The following is a 24,194-nucleotide window of genomic DNA, read 5'->3' on the forward strand; positions in this document are numbered from 1 at the left end:
TCATCGGTTTTATCCTCGTTAGTAAGAAAGTTATCGGAAGTATCGATTGCCGTCTGTCTTGTCGCGCTGTCTTGTCTCCCTGCTTTGCCCTACGCGCTGTATGCGAGCGAATCGAGATGTAACTATTGGCTCAAAGAATAAGCCTCGATTTAGAAATGAGAACTTGAATACTATGACTTTTAACAAGCCGGATCTGAGTTGAAATCAGCCGTTCTGTTCCAGGCTCCACAATGTCTTCTGGAGCAGGTAGAGCAGTATCGATCGCTCCATACCAGTCTCGATCGCTAATTTGTGGGATCTCGAAGTCGAGATCGATCCTGTCCATATTGAGCATGACGTGGATATCTGCATCCCCTGACACTCCCCCCAGCGTAAACGCGAGGACATGGGAAGCAGCATCTAACCAACCAGGGCTGAACAATCGACAGCCATGCCAAGCAATGTCGGCTAAACCGCGCTCATTCAGTTCGGCACTGAAGAAGCGTCCGCGCTGCAACATCGGATGCCGCTGCCGAAATGCGATCGTCTGCTGAAAGAATCGGAATAGATGATGGTTTTTCTCTAGCAGATGCCAATCGAACCAACCGATCTCATTATCCTGACAGTAGGCATTGTTGTTCCCTTGTTGAGTGCGTCTAATTTCATCACCTGCCAGCAGCATTGGTACTCCCTGGGAAAGCAGGAGAATGGTGATAAAATTCTCGATTTGGCGTTGACGTAACTCCTCAATCTCCCGATTGGTTGTTTCTCCTTCAATGCCACTGTTCCAACTAAAGTTCTCATTATTGCCATCTCGATTTCCTTCCCCATTCGCCTCGTTGTGCTTGGAGTTATACGAAACCAGGTCGTTGAGAGTGAAGCCATCGTGGCAGGTAATAAAATTAATGCTGTCGATCGGTAAGTGTCCACTTGACTGGTAGAGATCGGCACTACCTGCAATGCGTGCCGCAACTGCACCGATTAGCCCTGGATCTCCTCGGACAAAACGCCGGATGTCATCTCGGTAACGTCCGTTCCATTCCGCCCAGCGATAACCTGGAAAGTTGCCAACCTGATAGAGTCCAGCAGCATCCCATGCCTCAGCGATGATTTTGGTATCAGCTAGAGCTTCGGACAACTCAATCGACCACAATGCGGACGGGTAGAGCATCGGCACTCCATTCTCACCGCGAGATAGGATTGACCCCTCATCAAAGCGGAAGCCATCGACATGCATTTCTCTGACCCAGAACTCTAAAGATTCTAAAATCATCTTCGTCACCATCGGATGGTTGCAATTGAGGGTATTGCCGCAACCTGAGTAGTCGGTATAATATTGCCGATCGTCAGGGTTGAGGTAGTAGTAGATGCTATTATCCAGCCCTCTGAAGCTGATGGTAGGGCCTAAATGGTTGCCCTCACCAGTGTGATTGAAGACGACATCAAGGATCGCTTCAATCCCCGCCTTGTGCAGTGCCTTTACTATGTCTCGAAATTCTCGAATATGATGACCTTCCGATGGGTGAGTGCAACACATACTCTGAGGTGCAAAGAAACCGATCGGGTTGTATCCCCAATAATTTCTCAACGGTTTGCCATCTAGAGGAGCGATTTGGAGAATTTCGGTTTCGTCAAAGTCGAAAATTGGTAATAGTTCGATCGCCGTGATTCCCAAATCTTGAAGATAGGGAATTTTCTCAATCAGTCCGGCAAAAGCTCCAGGATACTTACAGCCTGACGAAGGAGATCGGGTGAATCCGCGCAGATGCAGTTCGTAAACGATCGTCTCGTTCATCGGACGGTTGAGGGGGCGATCTCCTTCCCAATCGTAATCGGACAGATCGATGACGACGCTACGCATTGAGGTTGCGAGATTATCCCCTGGTTCGCAGGCAGCTAGACGGTTCCAGAGGACTTTAGTGTTTCCCTTGGCATAGGGATCGAGCAGAATTTTATCTTTGTCGAAGCGATCGCCTTTGGCATGAAGATCGTGAGAGCCATCGACACGATAGGCGTAGCCAGCCCCAGGTTTTAGCCCTTTCAGGTAGACATGCCAAAAATGGAAGGTCTTGTGAATCTTGGGATCTAACTGAATCGTCTGTTGCGGCAACCGATCTTCATCTTTTTCAAATAACAGCAGTTCCACGGCGGTGGCGTGCTGCGAAAAAACTGAAAAGTTTACTCCATCTGCTTCTGCTACTGCACCTAAAGGATGGCTGCGTCCTGGTTCTATCGAGTATTCAAAAGTCATCGATTTACTATTAGGTAAAAGTCAGAGTTGACAATTGTTAGAGGATCGATCGAGCAGTTGAATTCCTGGATTCAATCAGCCGTTGCAATCGCAGATAAGCTTCTTCCGGCGTAAGTAGTTCGGGATTAAGATTGGGGAGATAAAACTGCCAACTGTCTGGAAAATGATGAACGGTGAAGCTCGGAATCAGTCCTAGCTGCATTGCCTGTTTTGCTAACCCTTCTGGGTTCTCCAGTACCTAATGTGCTAATTAAATGAGAATCGAGGCAGTACAAGAGAAAGAAAATAAAATAAATATGTCAAAACTGCTGACGAGGAGAGGAAAAGCAAGATAATGAAGAGAGGAAGAAATAGTAAGAAGAGCGGCGGGCAGGGCAAGTGGCAACAAAAAAGGAACTCAAGCTACTAACGGAGCTATTAGGAATAGAAGGAATGCGAGTAGAGTCGCAGCGACAATATGAAGGAATAGGCATCATCTTACAGGTAGAAGCAATAAAGAAAGAAAGCAAATGCCATAGATGCGGAACGAAGAGTAGTAGCTTACATCAGAATAATAGATACATAGTAAAAGATTTGCCGTGGGGAGAGCAGCAAGTTCACCTAGAAATAAACAGAAGACAATTTAAATGTAAAAAATGTCAAAAACCATTTAGCGAACAACTAGAATTTGTTAAAGGCAGAAGAACATATACTTCAAGACTAGCTAAAAAAATCCTAGCAGAAGCACTAGAAGGAGATATTCAGAGCGTAGCTAGAACAGGAGTAATGACGACAGCAGAAATAGAGAGAATAATTGAAGACGCAGCAGCAGAGCTAAACGGAGAAAAGCCAACGGATTTAAGAAAACTGGGAATAGATGAAATAGCAATGGTAAAAGGACAAGGAAAATATTGTGCAGTATTAGTAGATATAGAGCGAGGAAAATTATTAGCAATAATCGAAAGCAGAAAGAGTGAAGAAATAGAGAAAATCCTGAAAGGATGGGGGACAGAGGTACTGGAAAGGATCGAAGAAGTCAGCATAGACTTATGGAAAGGGTATAAAAGCTTAGCGATAGAAGTGATGCCTAATGCTCAAGTAGTAGCAGACAGATTTCATGTAACAGCGCAAATAAATAGTGAGTTAGATAAGCTGAGAAAACAAGAAAAAAGAGCGATAGAGGCTAAACTTAAATCCGCAAAGACATTAGAGCAAAAGAATGAATACACTCGGCAATTGGCAGTAATAAAATCGAGTAAATATGCGCTGCTAAAAAATGAAAAAGAGTTAAGAGAGGAGAAAGAACAAGAGAAGCTCAAGCAGGTTAGAGAAGAATTTGCCAACATTAGGGCAGCACATCTACTCAAAGAAAAATGGAGAGAGATAATGGAAAAAACAACATCGTGGATGAGAGGACTATTGAAAATTAGACATTGGCTGGTAAGAGCCAAGCAGCATTTGCCAAATAGTTGTGGCACAATCTCGCGATGGTTAACAGAGATAGTTGCTTACTTTGATGAGCGAACTACTAGTGGTGTAGTTGAGGGAATTAATAATAAGATTAAGCTCATCAAGCGTACTGCTTATGGCTTCACTAATTTCAACAACTTCCGAAACAGATGCTTGCTAACTTGGAGATTCAATTATTGATTTAGCACATTAGGTACTGGAGAACCCCCTTCTGTTTGTTCTGCCAATGTAATTTCGTCATGAAATGGCATATTTTTCATCTTGCTAGTTCTCCTGTTCAAGCTTTGATTAACATGATGCCCTTGTTTGTCGAGCCAATAGGCTGTTGCCATGCCGCTGGCTCCACATCTCTCGTTTATGAATGCGTAGTGAGTAAGGCTCATCTATTAGAACTTTGGAAGCCATCAAGTAATACAGATTTCTAGATGACTTGCTTACAAAGTTCATATTGTCAGGAGGTTCTGAAGATTAGCTCAGTGAGGCATCCTCAAAAAGATTCCATATCAATGTTTGCTCCCTATGAGCAACAACCCTTTGTGGGTGGTTGATTGGATTGTCGATCGGTCATGGTTCGATCGGTCGGGGTTGCCTCATATCCAATATTCTTAATAGCTTGTTGGATAGCCGCAGAAGTAGTTTTGGTATCATCATATTCAATCATCGCTTTCCCCGTGGAAAAATCGACATGGCTACTAGCAACACCAACTAGAGCGCGGGTTGTAGATTCAATACTATTAACACAACCTCCACAACTCATTCCTTTTACATTAAATACAACTTTATTATTCATTAGATTAGATCCTCTATTAATTTGAAACTAAATGTTGCTCTTAAAACAATTAAAAATGAATGCTCAGTGATTTATCAGAGGGAAAAAGCACCGAACCATATCCTGCCTTAAGCATCAGCCATAACAACACCAGCAATCTGGCGATAGACTTCAGCCGCACTGCGACAAGCTTGAGCACACTTTTGACAGTGATCCATATCGTGGCTGTCGCATTCGCTGGCACAAGTTTCACAAATCTCGGCGCAGGCCTTAGCTAAGGGAGCAATAAAGTAAGATCCTCGCACCATAAAGGTCGCTAACATCCGGCAGCTATCGGCGGTATCTAGGCACATACGAGCACATTTCACCATTTCGGGCTGACCTATACAGGCTTCAGCACAATGCTCACATTCCACTGCACAGGCCATAGCTTTATCGAAGCTCGATTGATATTTCTCGTGATTTAGAAGCATATATGTCATCCAATTAGAATAGTAAAACGCTGATTCAAACCTGAACTGAAACGGTGATTTCATTTACCGCTTCATTATTCAATTTACTTATTTCATGAGTTATTTCATATATAAATTGAATGAATTAATTGACTTAGTTGCAAATCGTAAAATATCATATTTTAACCTTAGCTAGGTAATTTAGTAATCGAACAGAAGTGAATTGAAGGGTGAGAGAATGCGAATTTCGCACATCACAGGCTGCCTCTAAATTGTTCGTTTCTGTCTCCTTTTCTCCTCGTTTTTCGACCGCCATTGGTGTTAGTGAAACCTCTGCCTACGCAGATGGCGGCACGCAAGCTGCGATAATACTTTTTGCTATCTTTTAAATCGCTTCACCACACTACCTGAATCGGCATCTCGATAATCAACGGCTTGCTTCGTCAGTACAGTATCTGGGTGAAGAGCGCATTTGAGATGGGGATTATGGCTAAAATACTTACATTCATAGCACGGAACTTTATAACCCAATTTAGTAAGGAATGAAGGCTGCATCACCTTGGGAATGAAAGTATAGATGCCAGCGGCGATTGATGAGAGGATAATAAGACTCATCAAAATCAGGGAAACTGTATACGCTGTAGATGGATGGAGACTCCCTCGATCTCTCGGCGGCAATAAATTAGATGGTGTAGTTTCTATAGATCTTGTGTGCATTTGCATTATCTCTACAGTCTGTTGTGGAGTCGAGCCACTACAGCAGCATACAGACCCGTACCGAGCGACCAAACGAGAAGACCTGTAATAAAGCTTCCCCAAGTCAAAGTTTGGGCAATGCCAGTTAAATTTGTATGGAGGATATAACCGAAGAACGCCCAGCTTGGTCGTGGTGCTAGAGTCACAACCAAGCTACAGAGGAGAAAAACAATTCCAGTTGTAACGGCTGTGGCCAGAAAAAGCGATCGCTCATTCAGCTTCATGCCAAAATTATTGCGAACATGGCTCTCTTCAACGTGATGAGTGCTACGGGTCATGATAAGGCTCCAGTGAATGAGGTGGTTTTTCGGAGTAGAGCGACGACCCCACGGCCAAAAAGCAGGTGTCGTCACTGAGTCCACCGAAAATCAACATGCTGCTGAGAATATGGATCGGATTCCAATGAACCCCAATTCGTTTAAGATCGGAACAGTAACGAGTCAAATCTTGTTCAAACTCATCTAATCCTTAAACCGAATAGTTCGTAGAGACATGGCATTAAATGAGACAACCACCGTTGAAACGCTCATTAATATTGCGGCTATTGCTGGTGTTAATAGAATGCCGAATGGTACACCAACTCCGGCTGCTAAGGGGATAGCAACGACGTTATATCCTGCTGCCCACAGCAAGTTCTGCACCATTTTGTCGTAGGTAGCTTTCGCCAGTTTGAGCGCGTAGGTGGCATCGAGCGGATCGCTTTTAACCAAGATTAAATCGGCAGATTCGATAGCCACATTAGTTCCAGCACCGATCGCCAGTCCTAAATCTGACGCGGTTAAAGCAGGCGCATCATTGATCCCATCGCCCACAAAGGCAGTCGGTTTTTCAGCTTTAAGCCGCTGAATTAATGCCGCTTTATCTTGTGGTAAAACACGAGCATAATAGCGATCGATCTGCAAATCCCCCGCAACAGACTTGGCAACCGCTTCGGCATCGCCCGTAATCATCACCACCTGCACACCCATCTTCTCTAGTTTTAAAACTGCTTCTCGTGCCGATGGTCGCACTTGGTCGGCTAACCCAAACAGGGCGAGGACTTGCTTGTCGTTCATCAGGACGATCGCACTTTCACCACGAGCTTCACGTTCTTGTAGTCCCTGTTGCAATGCTGGTGGAAACTGCAATTTCAACTCCTGCACCCATTCTGGTCTGCCAACCCGATAATGCTGACCGTCTACTACGCCTTCAACGCCCTGACCAGGAACAGCTTGGAAGTCACTAGCTTTAGCAAGCTCGATTTTGCGATGGCTGGCTTCTTCGACGATCGATTGTCCGAGCGGGTGTTCTGATAAAGATTCTAGGGCAGCAGCAATGCCCAGAGCTTTTACCTCATCGATACTATCCGTATAAGTTCTTTGTACGCCAAAGTGTCCGGTAGTTAACGTTCCCGTTTTATCCATCGCGATTGTTTTGATGCTTTTTGCTCGTTCAAAGGCTTCGCGATTTCGCACCAAAATCCCGTTTTTAGCAGACATGGCAGTAGCATTGACTAGCACCAAGGGAACTGCTAACCCTAACGCATGAGGACAAGCAATCACCAATACAGTCACCGCCCGACTGACTGCAAATGATAGATCGTCTGGTTTAATCGATAGCCAAATCACGAATGCGAGTGTAGCGATCCCGATCGCGATTAAAGTTAACCAATAGGCGAGTCGATCGGCTAGCGATTGAAATTTACTTTTAGATGTCTGCGCTTCCTTAACCATCCGCATAATCTGGCTCAAGGTAGTGTTATCTCCAGTCCGAGTGACCTTAATTGTCAGCGCACCCTCGCCATTGACCGCTCCAGCGACCGCTTCGTCCTTGGCTTTTTTGACCACTGGGCGCGACTCCCCAGTTAGAAAAGATTCATTGACATTGGAAGTACCCTCGACGATCTCACCATCGATCGGGACTTGTTCGCCAGGACGAATTAGAATTAGATCGCCCTCAACTAACGTATTCACTTGGACATCTTCACTCCGCCCATTCGTCTGCTTGTGAGCGACAGAAGGCACTAATTTCGCCAGTTCGCCTAGCGCATTGCTGGCTCCCAGCACCGAAGCCATTTCCATCCAATGACCGAGCAACATGATATCGACTAAGGTTGCCAGTTCCCAGTAAAAGGAGTCTCCTTTGAGTCCGAAAGTTACTGCCACACTGTAGACAAACGCCACTGTGATTGCTAGCGCAACCAAAGTCATCATGCCAATTTTACTCTGGAGTTCAAACCAAGCTCCCTTTAGAAAAACCCACCCCCCATAAAAATAAATAATCGTTGAGAAAATCGGAATCACCCACTCCGCGCCCGAAAACTGAATCGCTTTGTAGTTAAACCACATCTGCAACATTGGCGCAAAGTACAGCACGGGCAGCGTTAACACCGAGCAGATAAAAAAGCGTCGTTTGAAAATCTCTGGGCTGTGTCCAGCGTGTTTATCATGTCCAGCGTGTTGCTGACTGGGCTGTTGCCCATCACCATTATGGTTGCTATGTGGGTCGGGATTAGACTGATTTCTTTGAGGTGGTCGTTCGTGTTCTTGGTGCCCACCAGATGGAGCGGGTGGGTTTTGTTCGTGTTGACTGTGGTCGTGTCTCATCGATGAATCCTCCTAGTTTGCTGTGATGTGGATCGATGGCAATAGACTTTAGGGCATCTCTAATCGACGATTAAAGGATTGTCAATAGAATTCTGCGATTACCTCCGGTGGGCTACGCCAACGACAAAACCACTGTCAACGCCAGGAATGAGCGTAAGGCTAATTACTGGATCGATGCAACAATCCTTAAATAATCCAGTTTGACTATAAGAAAACAATCTGAGAAACTTATGAGCAGGTCAGAAAAGCCAACGAAATAATCAGCAGTTAAAACCGCCGCTAGTGTTGCAAAACCCGCCTGCGCGGGTTGGAAATCTCAGTCCGCGTAGCGAAAAGTGCGAGAACACGGGTTTCCCGTGAGGTGCTCCACTTGGGCAAACCCCTGTTCCCGCACTCGCCCCAAGTAGAGCACCTTTTCAAGACAGCGACGCGTGCACGCCCTGGTTTCCCGACGGGAATGCGAAGTCAAATCACGCGGAGGTTTCCTCCGTATGTGTTTCAGTCAAGAAGACAGCGCGTCAAGACAGGCGGACTTCGCATCACTAGCGACGGTTTCAATCGTGCGGTAGTCGATTTTTCATGCGCGGAATGTGGGGATTAAGATTCCGTTGGTCTGTTGATAGTCTGAGTATCGCCCGCAGCAGAAATACAGGCACACCCAGCAACTTTAGACTGATGCAGGGCTGCGGCTGCGGCTTGATAAAGAGTCGGTAAATCGGTGCCATCATCTGGGTATTGAGCGATTCCCGCACTAAAGGCGATCCGAAATTGAGTTCGGTCGGGAGCAACAAATTGTCTGCGCTGGAGTGTAGCGAGTAACTGCGTGAGTCTTTGAATTCCCTCTGCCTCGATCGTGTCAAACAAGGCAACTACAAATTCATCGCCCTCCCACCGCGCAATCACTGTATTCTGCCTAAAAGTCTGCCGGAGCAACTGTCCCCACTGCCGCATCACCATGTCGCCAGTACTGTATCCATGCCGCTCGTTAATTGCCTTGAGATTGTCTAAGTCCAGAACTGCTAGACAAAGCGGCAGGTTCTGTCGAGCCGCAAGTTGCAGGTATTTGTCTAAGTCTTGGGTGGACTTATGACGATTGGAGAGTTTGGTCAACCGATCGATCTCAGCAGCATTCCGCAGGAGTTCGATCCGATCTAGGCGATTGATGACGCGACTGACCAATTCTGACCCCGCAATCGGTTTGCTCACAAAGTCGTCTGCACCCACCGAATAGACTCGATCGATTGTCTCGATATTGGGATTGGTTGTCAAAAATATAATGGGTAAACTGCCCCAGCGTGAATCGTTGCGGACGATCTGGCACAGATCGACACCGCTCAAGATCGGCATGTTCATCTCTAGAATCAGCAGATCTGGCGAGCAGGATTCCAGCGTTTCCCAAAATTGTTGAGGATCGTCGAGCGTTGTCACACTCAATCCCCAGGGTTCTAGCAGCCCCTGTAAATTTGCCAAAATCTGAGGATCGTTATCGACGATCATCACTCGTTGCTTGGCAGCTTCAGCTTGTTGCGCCGCTTGAGCGACGGCTTTGAGCACTTGAGCCAGGGGTGAGGGTTTACGTAAAAAACTATGTCCGCCGAGTTGGGCAACTTCTAATCGATCGGTTAATCGGTCGTGACTGGTGAAAACGAGGACTGGCACTGCTGGAGTCTGATGAGTGAGCTTTGCCAGCAGTTTTAAACTATCTGTAGTGGGATGTGTAATATCTGGATCGAGTAGCACGACGGTGGGCGGATCTCGGTCGATTTTTGTCTCGGCTGCGGCAAGAGTCGTCGAGATCGCGCTCCGAAAGCCCCAATTCACGGCTTCATTCATCAACTGTTCGGCCAATTGACGATCGGGATCGATAATCAATAACAGTGGCCGCTCATCGGTAAATAGTGGCTCTTGGCGATCGATCTGTTCGATCGTTAAGTCGTCCGCTGCTCGATCGATTTCTTGCTGTTCGGATAAAGCATTGTGGATTTGTTGTTGAATTGGTTGAGTTGCCGATCGATTTGGATCGATTGAATCGGTCACAGATTCCAAGGGTTTGAGCCGATAGCCCAATCCATACACCGTTTCGATCGCATTTGTGGGAGCACCCGCCCTCCGCAGTTTTTGCCGGATTCCTTTTATATGAGTTCTGACGGCATCCTCACTGGGAGTTTCCTCATACGCCCAGAGTCGATCCAAAATCGTGCTGTAAGTAAAGACTCGACGACCATTTCGCACGAAAAACTCTAAGATCGCAAACTCCTTGGGACTCAAGAATAGCGGTTGCTCTGCATAAGTGACTTCACGAGTTGCCGGATCGAGTTGCAAATTACCCCATTTCAGCACAGAGTCAAAAGTCGTTCCACCGCGACGCAGCAATGCTCGAATTCGAGCGATCAATTCTTCCCGATCGGGTGGTTTGGTCATGTAAGCATCGGCACCTGCATCTAGCCCGATCGCTTGGTCGTGACTACTGCCTCGCCCCGTAAGCAGCATAATTTGCATTTGATAGCCGTGTTCCCTAACTCTACGACAGAGGCTGATTCCGTCGAGGCGAGGGAGCGTAATATCGATGAGGAGTAGATCGTATTCATAAACCACAATCAGTTCCCAAGCTGCCTCTCCATCGTTAGCAACTTCAACCGTGTAATTTTTGGTGGTGAGCATACAAACCAGCATCTCAGCAATTGCTTCATCATCTTCTACCACCAAAATTTTCATAGATTTAACTCTTGCACGGGCAGAACGTGGTAATTAATCGTGAGGGATTAAGCATACTTTTAACAATATTTGGCAAAGATGAAATTCAGGTGAAATAAAGTACTAATTGCCTGAAATTTGAAAAATGTTGAGCGTTGAATTGCTCATAAGTTCCTCATGGTCGGAGTGTAGCTTGAGAGGTAGAAGAACTTTATTATTCCCCACGCAATGTGACGAGGATAACGACTTGTTCTTTGTTGTTTCAATTATTTAGGAACTTAACACCATGACTGCTACTCAATCTCGTAATTCTCAACTTGAAGCTTGTATTGAAGACTGTCTGAAATGTTTACGTGAATGTGAATATTGCGCTACTGCCTGTCTTGATAGTGACACAGTGCAAATAATGGCTGATTGCATCAAACTATGCCGCGATTGCGCCGATCTGTGCGACATCTGCGTCCGCTTCATGGCTCGTAATTCTGACCTGTGCGTTGAACTGTGTGCGGTTTGTGCCCAAGCTTGCGATCTCTGTGCGGCTGAGTGTGAGAAGCTCGACCCCGACTACTGTAAGAAGTGTGCCGAATCCTGCCGCCGCTGTGCTGAATCCTGCCGTCAAATAGCTAAAGCCAAGGGATAAAACCCTCTTGTCTAACGTGTTGGCTGTTGCTGTTGGCGAGCGTGTCTTGCTTGGCAACAGCCAGCATTTTGTGCTTTGCAATTAAGAGACGTTACTCTTAAATACAACTTTTAACCACTCATAAGTTCCTCATAGTCTGAGCGTAGCCTGAAAGGATAGAGGCACTCGTTGGTGGAATCTTCGCTGTGCGAAATCGTCCTCTAAATGAGGTTTTTTTTTGCTAAAACAATCTAACCACGCTTTCACCATAAATTAGCATTATCTTTGCATAGTAACCATTTCAGGACTTTTTTGCACCACTAAGGAGGTAATCTCATGACCACAACCACAATGTCATCAACAACTAGCGCAATTCGGTGGGTGGATGTAATTGAGTATCCCGAAACTGGAGTCAATAGCCAAATTTTGCTAGAAGATGCCAACTGCCGATATATGCTGATGTCGCTGGCGGCGGGGATGCACATCGCCGAACATGCTGCGCCGCATAATGCCACGGTGAATGTCATCGAAGGACAAGGCGTGCTGACGCTTGAAGGCAAAGATCTCGTGCTGGAATCGGGTGTTTTTGTTTTTATCCCTGCTACTGCACTCCATTCTGTAAAAGCAGTCACTAACTTGACCTTTTTATTAACGTTTTCCGAAATGGTTACAGACTCCGATCGTGAACCTTGCCACGTTCACTCTATCTAATCAAAGCTTGAAATCGCTCATAAGTTCCTCATAATCTCAGCGTACTTTGAAAGTATGGAGGAACTAGATCGTCCTCTAAACGAGGTGGATTTATGAATAATAAATTTTTAATTTATAGCTTAGTCGGGCTACTCAGTAGTGGTGCTATTGGTGGAATTGTCCTTAGCAACAGCAAACAGGCACAGTCATTACCTGCATCGGGAAATGCTCAACAATCCAGATCGGTGCGAGTCGATCGACATTTTATCGAAATGATGATCCCACATCATCAAGACGCGATCGTCATGGCTGACCTAGCTTTGAGTCGTGGCAGACGACCGGAAATCAAGAAAATAGCTGCATCGATTAAACAAGCACAAACTCGCGAAATTACAGAGATGCGTACCTGGTACAAACAGTGGTTCGGCACTGAAGTCCCAAATCATTCCATGACTGATATGGGCATGATGGGAGACCACCACAACCAAGGTCAGAAAAAAGGTTCGGGTATGGGCACAGGTTCAGGCTCAGGCATGGGTCAGGGTATGGGTCAGGGCATGATGGACATGAAGATGGACATCGATGCACTCAAGACAGCCAAGGATTTTGACAAGGAATTTGTCCGGCAAATGATTCCCCATCATCAAATGGCGGTGAAGATGGCTCAGATGGCATCTGGGCGTGCTACTCATTCAGAGATCCGTACTTTGGCTGAATCGATTATCAAATCTCAAAATGCTGAAATTGCCAAAATGCAGGGATGGCAGCAAGCATGGCATTGACGATCTAGCTTGTGTATGAAGGTGAGATATCTTCAATTTGGGTAGTGATGAGACCGCCCGTTAAACAAGTTCAAATTCTCGATCGGTTATTTTCGTCACTAAAAAGGAACACAAGTTATGAGCTACTACTTTAGTAAAACTTTGCATATTTCTTTCGATCGAGCTATTGCAAAAGTGACCGAAAGTTTGCAGCAATCGGGGTTTGGTATCCTTACCGAAATTGATGTCCAAGCCACGATGATGAAGAAACTGAAAATAGATATGCAGAGCTACAAAATTCTGGGTGCTTGCAATCCAGCCTTTGCTTATCAGGCATTGCAAATAGAAGATAAAATCGGCACGATGTTGCCTTGCAATGTAGTTGTGCAACAGACAGAAAACGGAGTCGAAATTGCAGCGATCGATCCTGTCGCATCGATGCAGGCAGTTGAAAATCCAACACTCAAAGAGATTTCCGAACAGGTAAGAGTCAAGCTCGAAGAAGCGATCGATCGTCTAGAAGATTGAAATTTGAAACTAGTCAAACATTCGATCGTCAACTCTCTCGATCGTGACCGAGATTGCGATTTGTTCTATTTACCAAGAGGTATTTATATGCATCAACATGGTTCAAATCAGCCGCAGCCCGACGACAATGGGCTGCCACCTCGTTTCAGCGTGCCGATTAAAATCGTGCTCCTTGTCTCAGTCGGAATTATTGTGTACTTTTTAGTTACAGAACATTGGGCACATTTAGGCGGCTATTTCCCACTTTCGTTGCTACTCATCTTTGTAATCATGCACTTATTCATGCACGGCGGACATGGGGGGCATGGCGGTAATAACGGTGACAATCGGAGAATCTCTGGTAGAGAAGATCGACCAAATTGGGGACATGGGGGACATGGTAACAATGACCCACCTCGCTGAAAACGGTCATTTGGACGTTAGCAAATCAATCTATTTAGAGGAATCGAATTATGAACGATATGAGTAACGTTCCTGCTTACGGACTGTGGGGATTAGTAATTATTAATTCTTTGATATTTATCATCTTTGCCTTGAGTTTTACCAAGCCGCGTAACGCTAGAGATTGGCGATCTTTCGGGGCATTCTCAGCGTTCATCGTGGCTTTGTTCACAGAAATGTATGGGTTCCCCTTAACACTTTACCTACTCTCAGGCTGGCTGCAAACCCGCTATCCAGGCTTCAACATCTTTTCCCACGATGCCGGACATCTGTGGGGGACATTACTGGGATGGAAAGGCGATCCGCATTGGAATCCGATTCACCTTTTGAGTAGCGTGTTAATTTTTGGAGGACTGTATTACTTAGGCAGTGCTTGGGAAGTTCTGTATAAAGCTCAACGCAGTCGTACATTGGCGGTTTCCGGCCCCTATGCCACAATTCGCCATCCGCAGTATGTCGCCTTCATTATCATCATGTTTGGCTTTTTACTGCAATGGCCCACTCTGTTGACGTTGATTATGTTCCCGATTTTGGTTGCGATGTACATCCATTTAGCACACCAAGAAGAACGCGATGCTCTAGCCGAATTTGGTGAGGAGTATACCCGTTATGCCGCAGCAACCCCCGCGTTTAACCCGTGGGGTCGTCGCACTACTCCCAGAAAACTAACTCGTTCACAGGAGCCTCATCATGACCCATAGTAATTATCACAGCGAAGAAAGTCGGGTTCGGAGTTATTCAGTCATGAGATTGAGTGTACGATCTCTAGTCCTCACCACAATCTTCGTCTACATACTTTGTGTGCTGTTTATTGCCTTTGCCCCACGAGTTGCAACAATTTTGTTTGGCTATACTCTTCATGCCGATCTAATTAATATTGTCCGCAGCGTCGGCTGGGATAGTTTAATTACGGGTCTTTGCGTTTGGTCTGTGGGCAACGGATTATATGCGGTATTTATGGCTCAGATTTACAACCGTCTTGTGTCTTGATAAACAAATTGAACTGAGGATACTGTTACCCATCAAATCACATTTTCAATCCGCGATTTTTGATTCGAGATCGAGAGAAAGATTAAACATAAACCATAACGTAAGAGAGATAAAACTATGAGCGATCTAATTGTAATTGGCTTTCCAGATGAATTTAAGGCAGATGAAGTATTAATCGATCTCCGCCGACTCGAACTGGACTATTTAATCGATCTAGAAGATGCAGCAATTGTCGTCAGAAATCAAGACGGGAAAGTCAGAGTTAAACAATCTCAAGAACTTGTCGCTTCTGGCGCATTAAGTGGCGGCTTCTGGGGCTTATTAATCGGCTTAATGTTCCTTCAGCCGTTGCTGGGAATTCTTGGTGCAGCGGTGGGTGCCCTTTCCGGTGCTCTAACGGATATCGGCATTGATGACAACTTTATTCGAGATCTGGGTAACACGATCGAGCCTGGTACCTCTGCCCTCTTTATCTTAGTGACAAAATCGACTCCTGATAAGGTTTTGGAAGATTTGAGCAAGTTTGAGGGAAAAGTCCTCCGCACTTCTTTATCCCATGTCGATGAGGCAAAACTTCAGGCGGCTCTTACAAAAAGTGCAGCAGGGTAAATCATCGCTTCAAGAAATCTCTTGTCAGCGTGAATTACTCTGATAAGAGATTCTATATTCGCAGAGGAAATGCAAATGATATCAAGATCGATCGCAATTCAACCATCTAATTCACTGCCGCCAAGCCAGCGAAAGATTGAAATGGATGTAGCTTTCCAGAGCGTCATGGGCCTTATGGTACTTTCGACGATCGCTGCTTTAATTTATGTTTGTATTTACGAGCAAAAGCAGCATTCCTCCAGCTTCAAACTGCCTTTCAATGTTCCATGTCCTCGCTGTCGATATTTTAGCAATAATTCCTATCTAAAGTGTACTCTCCACCCAACAACCGCACTGACTGAGCAAGCAGTTGATTGTAGAGATTATTGCCCGCACAGGAAAGAGCAACGGATTGAAAAGGAGAGTACTGCTAGTTGGCGTAATCTTTCTTGGAGGAGCATCGTTCAAAACATTTTTAATAAATAACCACCCAAAAACCAAAATTTAACTCGCTGAACATTAATTTCAAATCGTTCTAACAAGAGATTCTATGTTCGGGAAGGAACGCAAATGGCAGCAAAATCGATAATAACTCAACCATCTAATTCGTTTCCGCCAAACCAGCAAGGAATTAAATTTTTTACTGACTCTGACACAGCTTTTGTGATAATTAGCTTTGCTGTATTTTGGACGATCGGTATTTTCATCTATGCTTGCATTCCCAAGAGTCGGCAGCATTTCTCCAGCTTCAAACCACCTCTCAAACCACCTCTCAAGACTCCATGTCATCGCTGTCGATATTTTAGTAATAATCACTATCTCAAGTGTGCGCTTCATCCAGAAACTGCACTGACTGAGCAAGCAGTTGATTGTAGAGATTACTGTCTAAATAGCAGGGAACAAAAAGCTGAAGAGTTTTGAATCGCTCATAACATCCTCATAATTAGATCGTATTCTAAAAAGGTAGAGGATTACTGCTCCTTTACAAAATTCCTCCTAACTAAACCACCCTAAAGATCGAGATTTAACACCATGAAACTCCAATTAAAAGTTCCCAATATGAGCTGTGGTGGTTGTGTCAGTACCATCACTGACGCGATTAAAACAGTCGATGCTAATGCGACCGTTCAGGCCGACCCCCAAACTAAGACTGTATCGGTAGAAACTCAATCTCCTGAAGCAACAATTAAGGCAGCGATGGCTAAGGTTGGTTATCGCCCTAATTAATTCAGTGCGATCGGTTCTGACTGCATTTAGAACCGATGACTGGATGCCTAATTACTCCACAGGCACCAACGCAATGGCGTAAAGATGTTTATTATTCCAGGAACTTCTTATGAAACCAGATTACCTGATTATCGGCAGTGGTTTGTCAGCATTGACCTTTGGTGCTCTGATGGCAAACTCTGGTAAGACTGTCCAAATCCTCGAAGCTCACGAGCATCCAGGCGGCTTTGGTCATACATTTACGATGGCTAAAAAGTATACGTTTAACGCTCAATTTCACTACGTTTGGAGCTGTGGTGAAGGGCAAACCGTCAACCAAGTACTCAAAAAACTGGGCTTAGATAAGGAAGTAACTTTTGAGCGGTACGATCCAGAAGGTTTCGACCACATGCGAATGCCTGGATACAAAATGGATATTCCATCGGAACCAGAGGAATTAATTCAGCGATTATCTGCACTATTTCCGGCACATAGCGATCGAATTCGCCAATTTGTTAACGAAGTCGAGAAAACTGGTGCAGGCTTAAAAATAGTTGCTCCGCCGATCGATCCTGTCGAACTACTCAAGCATCCCCAGGCAGCGTTCAGTGCCATCTCGAACGTCAACAGTACGCTTCAGGATGTATTTGACAAATTCCAGCTTCCTCAAGCCGCACAAACCCTTTTAGCTCTGCAATGGCTGGACTTTTTACTACCGCCAAATCAACTCTCCTTCTTTGCTTGGGTCGCATTATTCAGGGGCTATCAAGCAGGTGCGTTTTACCCAACTCAGCATTTTGAGGATGTAATTAATTCCTTGGTTAAGGTCATCGAATCGCATGGAGGAGAGGTACTGCTAAACCATGAGATTACAAATTTTCAAGTCACAGATAAAACGGTGACGGGAGTTCAGGCGATGGATCTCACCACCCATCAAACCGCTGAATTTACAGGTAATACTGTGATTTGCAATATCGATCCTCAACGAGCCGCGAAGATGATTGGGTCAGAAAAGTTCTCCCAAAAGGTGCGCCGAAAACTCGACTATGACTATTCGGCATCTAACTACATGGCTTATTGTGTCGTCAAAGATCTCGACCTTCGCGACTATGGATTTGGTAAGTGGAATCTGTCGCATACCGGACATGAAGATCTTAATGAAGCCTTCGCGCAAATGTACGATCGCCATGACTATTCTAATCCCAGTTTTGCCATCACCACCCCCACTTTGATGACAACAGCGAGTCGGGATTGTCCTGAAGACTGCCAGATTGTCGAATTCCTCACCGTTGCTAATTATGACTACTTTAAACAATTGCGGGAGAGCGATCCCAAAGCTTACAGGCAGAAAAAGCAAGAGATTTTAGATTCGATCCTCGATGTTGTGGAGAAACATTATGTCCCGAATTTCAGGCAACACATGGTCTTCGATATTACAGGCAGCCCGACTACCAATGAACGCTATTGCTGGTGTCCAGAAGGGAATTCTTACGGTTCCATTCTGACCCCACGCAATGTAGGTTTAGGGCGATTGAATCACGAAACTTCTCTCAACCAGTTCTATTTCTGTAATGCCTCATCTGGCTATCCAGGCTTTGCTGGCACAGTTTGGACGGGAGCAATACTGTATCAACGATTATCCGGCGACGTGATTTTAGACGACTAAATAGACGATCGCACATTACTTACATTCATCAATTTAGGAGTCAACTATGAGAATTGCTGTAATTGGAAGTGGAGCTAGTGGCATGGCTACAGCCTATCTACTCGATAAACAAGGGCATCATGTCACCGTGTTTGAACGACAGCCCATCCTCGGCGGACATATTCGGACGTTGAACAAGAACGTCAAACCCAACCAGTCCGCTTGTGATGAGGTATTGGAAGCTGGAGTGCTCGAATTTCCAACTGTGTTTTACAACTTTATCGCGCTGATGCAAGATCTAGGTGTGGAAGTAGAACCCGTCAATATTGGTTCGGCGATGTTTCTCAAGGATGGCGACCACTTTCTATCGGCAGTAACGATCGAAAAGAACTTCGCAGGTCTCCACGGGCTGATTGAAAAGTTACGCCTTGATGCCATCTATGCCCGTTCCGTTGGATTGTGGTTGAGAACGCAATTTGCTAACTTGCCAGATCTCGCCAATCGTCCGCTTTCAGAATACTTGAAAGGCTTTGAGATCCGCGATACCTGGCTGAAGTTGGTGGTGATGTATAGCTATTCGATCCCATTTGAACTAATTAATGATTTTCCCGCAGAGTTGGCGATTCCTACTTTACGCGACTATCTCGCTGTCAACTGGGTCAGGGTTAAGGGCGGCGTTTATACTTACATTGAAAAAATCCTGGAGCGATTTAAGGGTGAGATCGTGCTCAATGTCGAGATCGATCGAATTGTCCGAAGTCCTGATGGTGTCAAAATCATGCGCTCTACAGGTGAAATTCAGGAGTTCGATAAAGTCGTGTTCGCTACGCCCCCCGACCAAGTAATGGCGTTATTAGCCGACCCGACGGAGGCTGAAACTAAACGGTTTTCTGCCTGGAAAGCCAACTATGCAACGACTTTAGTTCATCGAGATACTTCTGTCTACGCCCGTCACGGCATCACCCAACCCTCAGAATTTGATTTTTTCCAAAAGCCAGACGGTCGCTGGGGTTATAACGGCTGCTTGAATCAGCTTTGTGGAATTACAACACCAGAGCATAATTTTTTATCGTTCCAATTAGAGGAATTGATTGCACCCGATCGCATTATTCACACTCAGGAACATCACACGCCGATGTATACCACTGAATCTTTTCGATATCGGGATGAAGTAGTTGAGACTAACGGCGAGAACAATACCTACCATGCGGGAGCTTATCTAGGAGATGGCTTGCATGAAGGAGCGATCGCCTCTGCTTTTCGAGTCGCTCAACTGGTTGGTTCAGCCTTAGTTCTATCCCATTGATTGACAGTAAAAGGTAGTAAGTAGGATACCAGCAATTCTTCATTCAAGGTTTTCGATAATGCTAATCAACTTAGTTAAACCCAAATTTCACAGCCATATTCAGGATATGTTAGCCTCAGCCGACATTCAAACTAATGGCGATCGTCCTTGGGATCTGCAAATCCACAACCCTGATGTTTATCAAAGAATCTTGAGAGAAGGATTGCTGGGACTGGGTGAATCTTACGTAGAAGGATGGTGGGATTGCCCAAATCTAGATGAGTTTTTTACTAAAATTTTCCGCTCGAACCTCTACAATCTAGTCGATCGCGATCTAGCTACAGTGCTAGAAACTGCCAAAGCAAAACTTTGGAACATGCAGAGCCTGAACCGGAGTTTTCAGATTGGCAAACACCATTACGACTTGGGAAACGAACTTTATCAACTCATGCTTGATTCCAGAATGACCTATACCTGCGGCTACTGGAAAACAGCTCAGAACTTGGAGGATGCTCAAGCAGCAAAGTTAGATTTAATTTGTCAAAAACTACAGCTTAAAAAAGGTATGACGCTATTAGATATTGGATGTGGTTGGGGCAGTCTGATGAAATATGCTGCCGAAAAGTATGAGGTATCTTGTGTTGGGCTAACGGTTTCCCAAGAACAGATAAAATTAGGAGAAGAACTATGTAAAGGCTTACCAGTAAAGTTCATTTTACAAGATTATCGTCAGTTTGATGAGCAATTCGATCGAGTTGCATCTGTAGGAATGATCGAACACGTTGGGCATAAAAACTATCGTGTGTTTATGGAAAAAGTTAACTGTTGTCTTAAGAATAATGGATTATTTTTATTGCATACGATTGGTAGTAATTATACCGAATTCTATATAGATAGGTGGATTAATAAATACATTTTCCCAAACGCATTATTACCTTCGGCTGCTCAGATTTGTGCATCTGCCGAGAAAATATTTGTAGTAGAAGATTGGCATAATTTTGGCCAATATTACGATCCGACTTTAATGGCTTGGTGGCATAATTTTGATAATAACTGGGGACAATTAGCAGATAAATATGGAGATGAGTTTTACAGGATGTGGAAATATTATTTATTAATGTCGGCAGGAGCTTTTAGATCGAGACATATTCAAGTTTGGCAAATTATGTTTTCCAAAAATGGAATTCTTGGTGGATATCCGACAGTGAGATGATTTCAACCTTTGTGAATATCGATCGTGAATAATAAATAGGGTGGGTATTGTCTTGATTCGCTAAACCATCGGGAAACAAAGGCGTGCGCGAATCGCTGCCCACCCTAATAGTTGTTTTTAGTTTAGCTAAAGCCTAATTATCCTTAGCGTCAAACTCACGAAAGGTTTGATAAAATTCATTCTGTTCATAGAGATGACATTTATCGGTAATATCTTTCATCATTTCCCAAGTGAACTTACGTTCTTTGATATATTCACCCCAATTAGCTTTGATAATCGCGTGAGCTTGCCGCAGTCGGTAAGAAGGAATCGCTGTCGAAATATGATGGGGAACGTGAACGTTGATATCGTGACAGAGGAATTCCACCCAGCGAGGGTAGTCACAATGCACCGTACCAGATAGTTGCGCGATCGCTTCGTTCCATTCACCTTCAGGTGTAAACGGAATATCTGCTGCTGTATGGTGGACGATCGTGAAGGTACTCATCCAGAAATGATATACCAGCCAGGGTAGCAACCAAAACTTAACGAAGCCCCAGATGCCAACCGTCCCAATCATGACTGGGAACATAACTGCGGCAACGATAATCACCACCAAAGCTGAGAATTTGACATCATCTCTGGTTTTGCCTGCTGGAAACTTGCGCCAGTTAAAGTGAACTAGTGCCCAATGGGGCAGTGATGCCAACCACCATAACCGACCGCGCATGGCTTGATAGAATACTTGCAGCCAAGTTGGAGCTGCCTTGTAGTCTTCAGGTCGCCACGGTTGCCACGCATTATCCACATCCATTTTGTTGGTGTGCTTGTGGTGATGATTGTGCCCGTATCGCCAACCGTGGAAGGGATAAATCAGGGTCAACATGAACAGATGACCGACGAGATCGTTGACTTTCCGACTTGTTGAGAAGGAACGGTGGGCACAGTCATGACCGATGACAAAGCAACCAGTCATTGCCGTACCTGTAAATACCCACGCCAGGGGTAAAAGGTACCAAGGCGCAACAGCGATTGCCGCCATACCTAGCGTCACTGCGACGATAGTTTTGATGACCATCAGCCAAGCTTGATTATTGTCTTTAACAAAAACTGATTTTGGTAAAGATTGGACGATCTGTTTGAGTTTGAGCTTCGGGGACAGCACGGTGTCTGGCTCGCGATCGATCGATAATGTCATGTAGCGGTTTAGATCTCCAAGGAGTATGGATAAGGCCCCGTTGCTGCTACTGCCGATCGGACACCGCTCGATCGATCGAACGGTGGAAATTATTAATTTGTAGCCGAACTAAGTACCGTTTTGTTAACGATCGCGGATGTTTATCCTAGCTCAGTCTTTGGCTAGATGCTAGTAGTGGTCAACGCACAAAATATAAATTCTGCCACTAGATGAAGATCGACGCAGGACAGAACTATTTGCTCCCACATTCGGCTAGTTCGCTCCCACGATCCTCTCCTGTTGAGAATCATTATTTTAAGCTCTGTAGATTAGACAAAATTCATTGTCTCGTTCTTAATTTCGCTCGTGACACCGTGCGACTGGAGAGCGGAGCGAGTGGAAAATGAGGACGCGATAAACTAATTTACCGTGCGCTATACTAGAAAGCAATTCCCCTCGCTCGGAGCATCTGATGAGACAGGATCTCCCCACCCAGATTTTTCCCAATCCCCCATCACCGCTGGAAAGCGGTGAAGCCCAAAAGCTATGGTCGGAATTCCTGCAACTGAACATCTCACCCAACACCCAACATACTTATGCTAAAGCAATTGCTGATTTCTACCAGAGAATCTACAATTGCAGCGTCTCGCCACAAGCTTTAGGTCGATTTCTCGCTCTTGCACAGAATGAAGCAGTCTATCAGGTTTGCTACTACCGCTCCCTACTCATCGCCGCAAAATTAGCCCCCAGCACGATTAATACGCGGTTATCCGCACTCAAATCCTTAGTCAAATACGCCCATCAGTTAGGACAATGCAGCTTCAACTTGAGCGACGTAACAGGGTTGAAAGTTGACGGTTATCGAGATACCACAGGCATTGCCCCTCAAGGATTCCACGACATCATTAGTTTACCAGATCGAGCGACAGTCAAAGGCAGTCGCGATTATGCGATCCTTCGACTCCTGTGGGATAACGCCTTGAAACGTGGCGAAATCTCTAACTTGAACGTAGAAGATTTCGTTAGCCTTGGCAAAGCCTCTGCCGCCTCTGAATCCTCTATCCAAGAGCATCTGGTGGGGAAACTAACGATCGTGGACAACAGAAAAATCCAGCACAGTCTCATCGCCCTAGCTCCAGCTACCACAAGCGCGATTGTCGATTGGTTGGCTCTCAGAGGCAATTGTCAGCCCTCAGATCCACTCTTCGTCAGTTTAGATCGTCGCAGCAAAGGACATCGATTAGATGGCAGCAGTATTTATCGGTTAGTCCGAAAATTTAGCGAATCCGCTGGGATTGACACGGTAGTCTCCCCTCACCAAATCAGACACAGTGCGATTACAGCGTATCTCGATGCTAGTGAAGGGAATGTTCGTGGCGCACAAGGATTAAGCCGTCTGACCAACCCGAACATTCTCTCTCGTTATGAAGATAATCGGCAGCAATATCAAGAACAAGCTTCTCATATTTTGGCAGATCTAGTTTAGATTTACCCCGCTGTGTGAATATTATCTGACTTTTCTACCTCCTCAAATCGGGGTGGATCTGTGGGCTTTTCGATCGAAAACATCAAAATTTGGGAATCGGCTCTAACCGATGTCTGGTAACAACTACAGAAAAAGCATATACCGCTAATAGCACTTAGCGGTATATTTAAAGAACAGATCTAATCCCCCCAAATTTCCCAGCAATTTATTGCCACCCTGGAATTATTAAAACTGATGGAATTGATGATGACCTAAATACCTGCGTGCATCAGGCTAAATTCAATGGAGCAACCCACTAGTACTACCACCAGTACACCCACTTTTGTCCTCGATGCCAATCCCCTAATTGCCGCATTTACCAGCTTCCTCCAATTCGATGTGGCATCCGGCGGTGCTAGTGGCGAAACCATCCGTACCTATTGGTGCGAAGCGAAACAGTACTTGCTCTGGTGTGAGGTCAATCAACTCCAACCACTAGAAGTGACGCGGGATGCGATTAAAATCTACCGCCATAACTTAGTTCAACAGCAATACAAACCTGCCACCATTGCCCTCAAATTAGTCGCTGTGAGTCGCATGTACGATGCAGCGATGGAATATGGTCTACTTTCGCATAACCCCGTCTGGGGCGTAAAAGCACCAAAGCAACGC

26 protein-coding genes are annotated in these 24,194 nt (G+C 45.2%); 17 read left to right on the forward strand and 9 right to left on the reverse strand.

Going from position 1 to position 24,194, the window contains the following annotated elements:
* Positions 1-130 precede the first annotated feature (130 nt).
* Together glgX and CHA6605_RS29370 are read right to left on the reverse strand one after the other, a co-directional pair.
* Complete coding sequence (glgX, locus tag CHA6605_RS29365; protein WP_015328803.1) at positions 131-2,230, reverse strand: glycogen debranching protein GlgX; 2,100 nt, start codon at positions 2,228-2,230, stop codon at positions 131-133.
* 37 nt (positions 2,231-2,267) lie between these two features.
* Positions 2,268-2,432: a hypothetical protein gene (locus CHA6605_RS29370; protein ID WP_315874961.1), complete on the reverse strand. Its 165-nt coding sequence runs from the start codon at positions 2,430-2,432 to the stop codon at positions 2,268-2,270.
* 230 nt (positions 2,433-2,662) lie between these two features.
* Here CHA6605_RS29370 and CHA6605_RS29375 point away from each other — a divergent pair, with 230 nt between their 5' ends.
* Entirely contained in the window at positions 2,663-3,859 is a 1,197-nt protein-coding gene (locus CHA6605_RS29375) for an ISL3 family transposase (protein ID WP_015158531.1), read from the forward strand.
* Between the two features lie 337 nt (positions 3,860-4,196).
* Here CHA6605_RS29375 and CHA6605_RS29385 read toward each other — a convergent pair whose 3' ends face one another.
* From CHA6605_RS29385 to CHA6605_RS29395, 4 genes are all read right to left on the reverse strand, one after another.
* Positions 4,197-4,469, reverse strand: a complete 273-nt coding sequence (locus tag CHA6605_RS29385; protein ID WP_015328805.1) for a heavy-metal-associated domain-containing protein — start codon at positions 4,467-4,469, stop codon at positions 4,197-4,199.
* Positions 4,470-4,576: 107 nt separating this feature from the next.
* Positions 4,577-4,921 (reverse strand): four-helix bundle copper-binding protein, encoded by a 345-nt coding sequence (locus tag CHA6605_RS29390; protein WP_041550430.1) that lies wholly within the window; start codon positions 4,919-4,921, stop codon positions 4,577-4,579.
* A 357-nt stretch (positions 4,922-5,278) separates the two neighbouring features.
* Positions 5,279-5,617: a hypothetical protein gene (locus CHA6605_RS33370; RefSeq protein WP_157260280.1), complete on the reverse strand. Its 339-nt coding sequence runs from the start codon at positions 5,615-5,617 to the stop codon at positions 5,279-5,281.
* An 11-nt stretch (positions 5,618-5,628) separates the two neighbouring features.
* A complete protein-coding gene (locus tag CHA6605_RS29395; protein ID WP_015328808.1) occupies positions 5,629-5,934 on the reverse strand; it encodes a DUF5676 family membrane protein in 306 nt (101 codons plus the stop codon).
* A gap of 16 nt (positions 5,935-5,950) precedes the next feature.
* On the opposite strand from CHA6605_RS29395, the gene CHA6605_RS34765 reads away from it, so the two are divergent.
* The gene (locus tag CHA6605_RS34765; protein WP_157260281.1) at positions 5,951-6,121 is read left to right on the forward strand and encodes a hypothetical protein; all 171 of its coding nucleotides are present in this window, start codon (positions 5,951-5,953) and stop codon (positions 6,119-6,121) included.
* Here CHA6605_RS34765 and CHA6605_RS29400 read toward each other — a convergent pair.
* Positions 6,118-8,241, reverse strand: coding sequence for a heavy metal translocating P-type ATPase (locus CHA6605_RS29400; protein WP_015328809.1), 2,124 nt, complete (start codon positions 8,239-8,241; stop codon positions 6,118-6,120). The two genes, CHA6605_RS34765 and CHA6605_RS29400, sit on opposite strands and share 4 nt — an antisense overlap.
* Before the next feature lie 597 nt (positions 8,242-8,838).
* On the reverse strand, positions 8,839-10,956 hold the full coding sequence (locus CHA6605_RS29405) for a response regulator (RefSeq protein WP_015328810.1): 2,118 nt from the start codon (positions 10,954-10,956) through the stop codon (positions 8,839-8,841).
* 265 nt (positions 10,957-11,221) lie between these two features.
* Between CHA6605_RS29405 and CHA6605_RS33375 the strand changes: the two genes are divergently transcribed.
* The 13 genes from CHA6605_RS33375 (at position 11,222) to cfa (ending at position 20,901) form a co-directional block, all read left to right on the forward strand.
* Complete coding sequence (locus tag CHA6605_RS33375; protein WP_015328811.1) at positions 11,222-11,575, forward strand: four-helix bundle copper-binding protein; 354 nt, start codon at positions 11,222-11,224, stop codon at positions 11,573-11,575.
* Between the two features lie 315 nt (positions 11,576-11,890).
* A complete protein-coding gene (locus CHA6605_RS29410; protein WP_015328812.1) occupies positions 11,891-12,265 on the forward strand; it encodes a cupin domain-containing protein in 375 nt (124 codons plus the stop codon).
* Between the two features lie 92 nt (positions 12,266-12,357).
* Positions 12,358-13,026, forward strand: coding sequence for a DUF305 domain-containing protein (locus CHA6605_RS29415; protein ID WP_015328813.1), 669 nt, complete (start codon positions 12,358-12,360; stop codon positions 13,024-13,026).
* A gap of 117 nt (positions 13,027-13,143) precedes the next feature.
* A complete protein-coding gene (locus tag CHA6605_RS29420; protein WP_015328814.1) occupies positions 13,144-13,533 on the forward strand; it encodes a DUF302 domain-containing protein in 390 nt (129 codons plus the stop codon).
* An 87-nt stretch (positions 13,534-13,620) separates the two neighbouring features.
* Positions 13,621-13,935, forward strand: coding sequence for a DUF2933 domain-containing protein (locus CHA6605_RS32235; protein WP_015328815.1), 315 nt, complete (start codon positions 13,621-13,623; stop codon positions 13,933-13,935).
* A 59-nt stretch (positions 13,936-13,994) separates the two neighbouring features.
* A complete protein-coding gene (locus tag CHA6605_RS29430) occupies positions 13,995-14,675 on the forward strand; it encodes a methyltransferase family protein (RefSeq protein WP_041550432.1) in 681 nt (226 codons plus the stop codon).
* Positions 14,665-14,964, forward strand: coding sequence for a DUF5676 family membrane protein (locus tag CHA6605_RS33380; RefSeq protein ID WP_015328817.1), 300 nt, complete (start codon positions 14,665-14,667; stop codon positions 14,962-14,964). The genes CHA6605_RS29430 and CHA6605_RS33380 overlap by 11 nt, the downstream gene beginning before the upstream one ends.
* A 117-nt stretch (positions 14,965-15,081) precedes the next feature.
* Positions 15,082-15,573, forward strand: coding sequence for a DUF1269 domain-containing protein (locus CHA6605_RS29440; RefSeq protein WP_015328818.1), 492 nt, complete (start codon positions 15,082-15,084; stop codon positions 15,571-15,573).
* 549 nt (positions 15,574-16,122) lie between these two features.
* On the forward strand, positions 16,123-16,473 hold the full coding sequence (locus CHA6605_RS29445; RefSeq protein WP_015328820.1) for a hypothetical protein: 351 nt from the start codon (positions 16,123-16,125) through the stop codon (positions 16,471-16,473).
* Positions 16,474-16,584: 111 nt separating this feature from the next.
* On the forward strand, positions 16,585-16,779 hold the full coding sequence (locus tag CHA6605_RS29450; RefSeq protein ID WP_015328821.1) for a heavy-metal-associated domain-containing protein: 195 nt from the start codon (positions 16,585-16,587) through the stop codon (positions 16,777-16,779).
* 109 nt (positions 16,780-16,888) lie between these two features.
* Complete coding sequence (locus tag CHA6605_RS29455) at positions 16,889-18,424, forward strand: phytoene desaturase family protein (RefSeq protein WP_015328822.1); 1,536 nt, start codon at positions 16,889-16,891, stop codon at positions 18,422-18,424.
* Positions 18,425-18,470: 46 nt separating this feature from the next.
* On the forward strand, positions 18,471-19,709 hold the full coding sequence (locus CHA6605_RS29460; protein WP_015328823.1) for an FAD-dependent oxidoreductase: 1,239 nt from the start codon (positions 18,471-18,473) through the stop codon (positions 19,707-19,709).
* Positions 19,710-19,767: 58 nt separating this feature from the next.
* Positions 19,768-20,901, forward strand: a complete 1,134-nt coding sequence (cfa, locus tag CHA6605_RS29465; protein WP_015328824.1) for a cyclopropane fatty acyl phospholipid synthase — start codon at positions 19,768-19,770, stop codon at positions 20,899-20,901.
* A 133-nt stretch (positions 20,902-21,034) separates the two neighbouring features.
* Here the strand turns inward: cfa and CHA6605_RS29470 are convergent, their stop codons facing one another.
* A complete protein-coding gene (locus tag CHA6605_RS29470; RefSeq protein ID WP_015328825.1) occupies positions 21,035-22,078 on the reverse strand; it encodes a fatty acid desaturase in 1,044 nt (347 codons plus the stop codon).
* Between the two features lie 451 nt (positions 22,079-22,529).
* Between CHA6605_RS29470 and CHA6605_RS29475 the strand changes: the two genes are divergently transcribed.
* Together CHA6605_RS29475 and CHA6605_RS29480 are read left to right on the forward strand one after the other, a co-directional pair.
* Positions 22,530-23,543, forward strand: a complete 1,014-nt coding sequence (locus CHA6605_RS29475) for a tyrosine-type recombinase/integrase (RefSeq protein ID WP_015328826.1) — start codon at positions 22,530-22,532, stop codon at positions 23,541-23,543.
* A gap of 282 nt (positions 23,544-23,825) precedes the next feature.
* A partial coding sequence (locus CHA6605_RS29480) for a site-specific integrase (RefSeq protein WP_015328827.1) occupies positions 23,826-24,194 on the forward strand: 369 nt, incomplete at its 3' end.

Source organism: Chamaesiphon minutus PCC 6605, assembly GCF_000317145.1.
Taxonomy (GTDB): domain Bacteria; phylum Cyanobacteriota; class Cyanobacteriia; order Cyanobacteriales; family Chamaesiphonaceae; genus Chamaesiphon; species Chamaesiphon minutus.

Coding starts and splice junctions, on each gene's coding strand:
- glgX (WP_015328803.1), bottom strand. CDS start 2,230: ATGACTTTTGAATACTCGATAGAACCAGGACGCAGCCATCCTTTAGGT.
- CHA6605_RS29370 (WP_315874961.1), bottom strand. CDS start 2,432: ATGCAGCTAGGACTGATTCCGAGCTTCACCGTTCATCATTTTCCAGAC.
- CHA6605_RS29375 (WP_015158531.1), top strand. CDS start 2,663: ATGCGAGTAGAGTCGCAGCGACAATATGAAGGAATAGGCATCATCTTA.
- CHA6605_RS29385 (WP_015328805.1), bottom strand. CDS start 4,469: ATGAATAATAAAGTTGTATTTAATGTAAAAGGAATGAGTTGTGGAGGT.
- CHA6605_RS29390 (WP_041550430.1), bottom strand. CDS start 4,921: ATGCTTCTAAATCACGAGAAATATCAATCGAGCTTCGATAAAGCTATG.
- CHA6605_RS33370 (WP_157260280.1), bottom strand. CDS start 5,617: ATGCACACAAGATCTATAGAAACTACACCATCTAATTTATTGCCGCCG.
- CHA6605_RS29395 (WP_015328808.1), bottom strand. CDS start 5,934: ATGACCCGTAGCACTCATCACGTTGAAGAGAGCCATGTTCGCAATAAT.
- CHA6605_RS34765 (WP_157260281.1), top strand. CDS start 5,951: ATGAGGTGGTTTTTCGGAGTAGAGCGACGACCCCACGGCCAAAAAGCA.
- CHA6605_RS29400 (WP_015328809.1), bottom strand. CDS start 8,241: ATGAGACACGACCACAGTCAACACGAACAAAACCCACCCGCTCCATCT.
- CHA6605_RS29405 (WP_015328810.1), bottom strand. CDS start 10,956: ATGAAAATTTTGGTGGTAGAAGATGATGAAGCAATTGCTGAGATGCTG.
- CHA6605_RS33375 (WP_015328811.1), top strand. CDS start 11,222: ATGACTGCTACTCAATCTCGTAATTCTCAACTTGAAGCTTGTATTGAA.
- CHA6605_RS29410 (WP_015328812.1), top strand. CDS start 11,891: ATGACCACAACCACAATGTCATCAACAACTAGCGCAATTCGGTGGGTG.
- CHA6605_RS29415 (WP_015328813.1), top strand. CDS start 12,358: ATGAATAATAAATTTTTAATTTATAGCTTAGTCGGGCTACTCAGTAGT.
- CHA6605_RS29420 (WP_015328814.1), top strand. CDS start 13,144: ATGAGCTACTACTTTAGTAAAACTTTGCATATTTCTTTCGATCGAGCT.
- CHA6605_RS32235 (WP_015328815.1), top strand. CDS start 13,621: ATGCATCAACATGGTTCAAATCAGCCGCAGCCCGACGACAATGGGCTG.
- CHA6605_RS29430 (WP_041550432.1), top strand. CDS start 13,995: ATGAGTAACGTTCCTGCTTACGGACTGTGGGGATTAGTAATTATTAAT.
- CHA6605_RS33380 (WP_015328817.1), top strand. CDS start 14,665: ATGACCCATAGTAATTATCACAGCGAAGAAAGTCGGGTTCGGAGTTAT.
- CHA6605_RS29440 (WP_015328818.1), top strand. CDS start 15,082: ATGAGCGATCTAATTGTAATTGGCTTTCCAGATGAATTTAAGGCAGAT.
- CHA6605_RS29445 (WP_015328820.1), top strand. CDS start 16,123: ATGGCAGCAAAATCGATAATAACTCAACCATCTAATTCGTTTCCGCCA.
- CHA6605_RS29450 (WP_015328821.1), top strand. CDS start 16,585: ATGAAACTCCAATTAAAAGTTCCCAATATGAGCTGTGGTGGTTGTGTC.
- CHA6605_RS29455 (WP_015328822.1), top strand. CDS start 16,889: ATGAAACCAGATTACCTGATTATCGGCAGTGGTTTGTCAGCATTGACC.
- CHA6605_RS29460 (WP_015328823.1), top strand. CDS start 18,471: ATGAGAATTGCTGTAATTGGAAGTGGAGCTAGTGGCATGGCTACAGCC.
- cfa (WP_015328824.1), top strand. CDS start 19,768: ATGCTAATCAACTTAGTTAAACCCAAATTTCACAGCCATATTCAGGAT.
- CHA6605_RS29470 (WP_015328825.1), bottom strand. CDS start 22,078: ATGACATTATCGATCGATCGCGAGCCAGACACCGTGCTGTCCCCGAAG.
- CHA6605_RS29475 (WP_015328826.1), top strand. CDS start 22,530: ATGAGACAGGATCTCCCCACCCAGATTTTTCCCAATCCCCCATCACCG.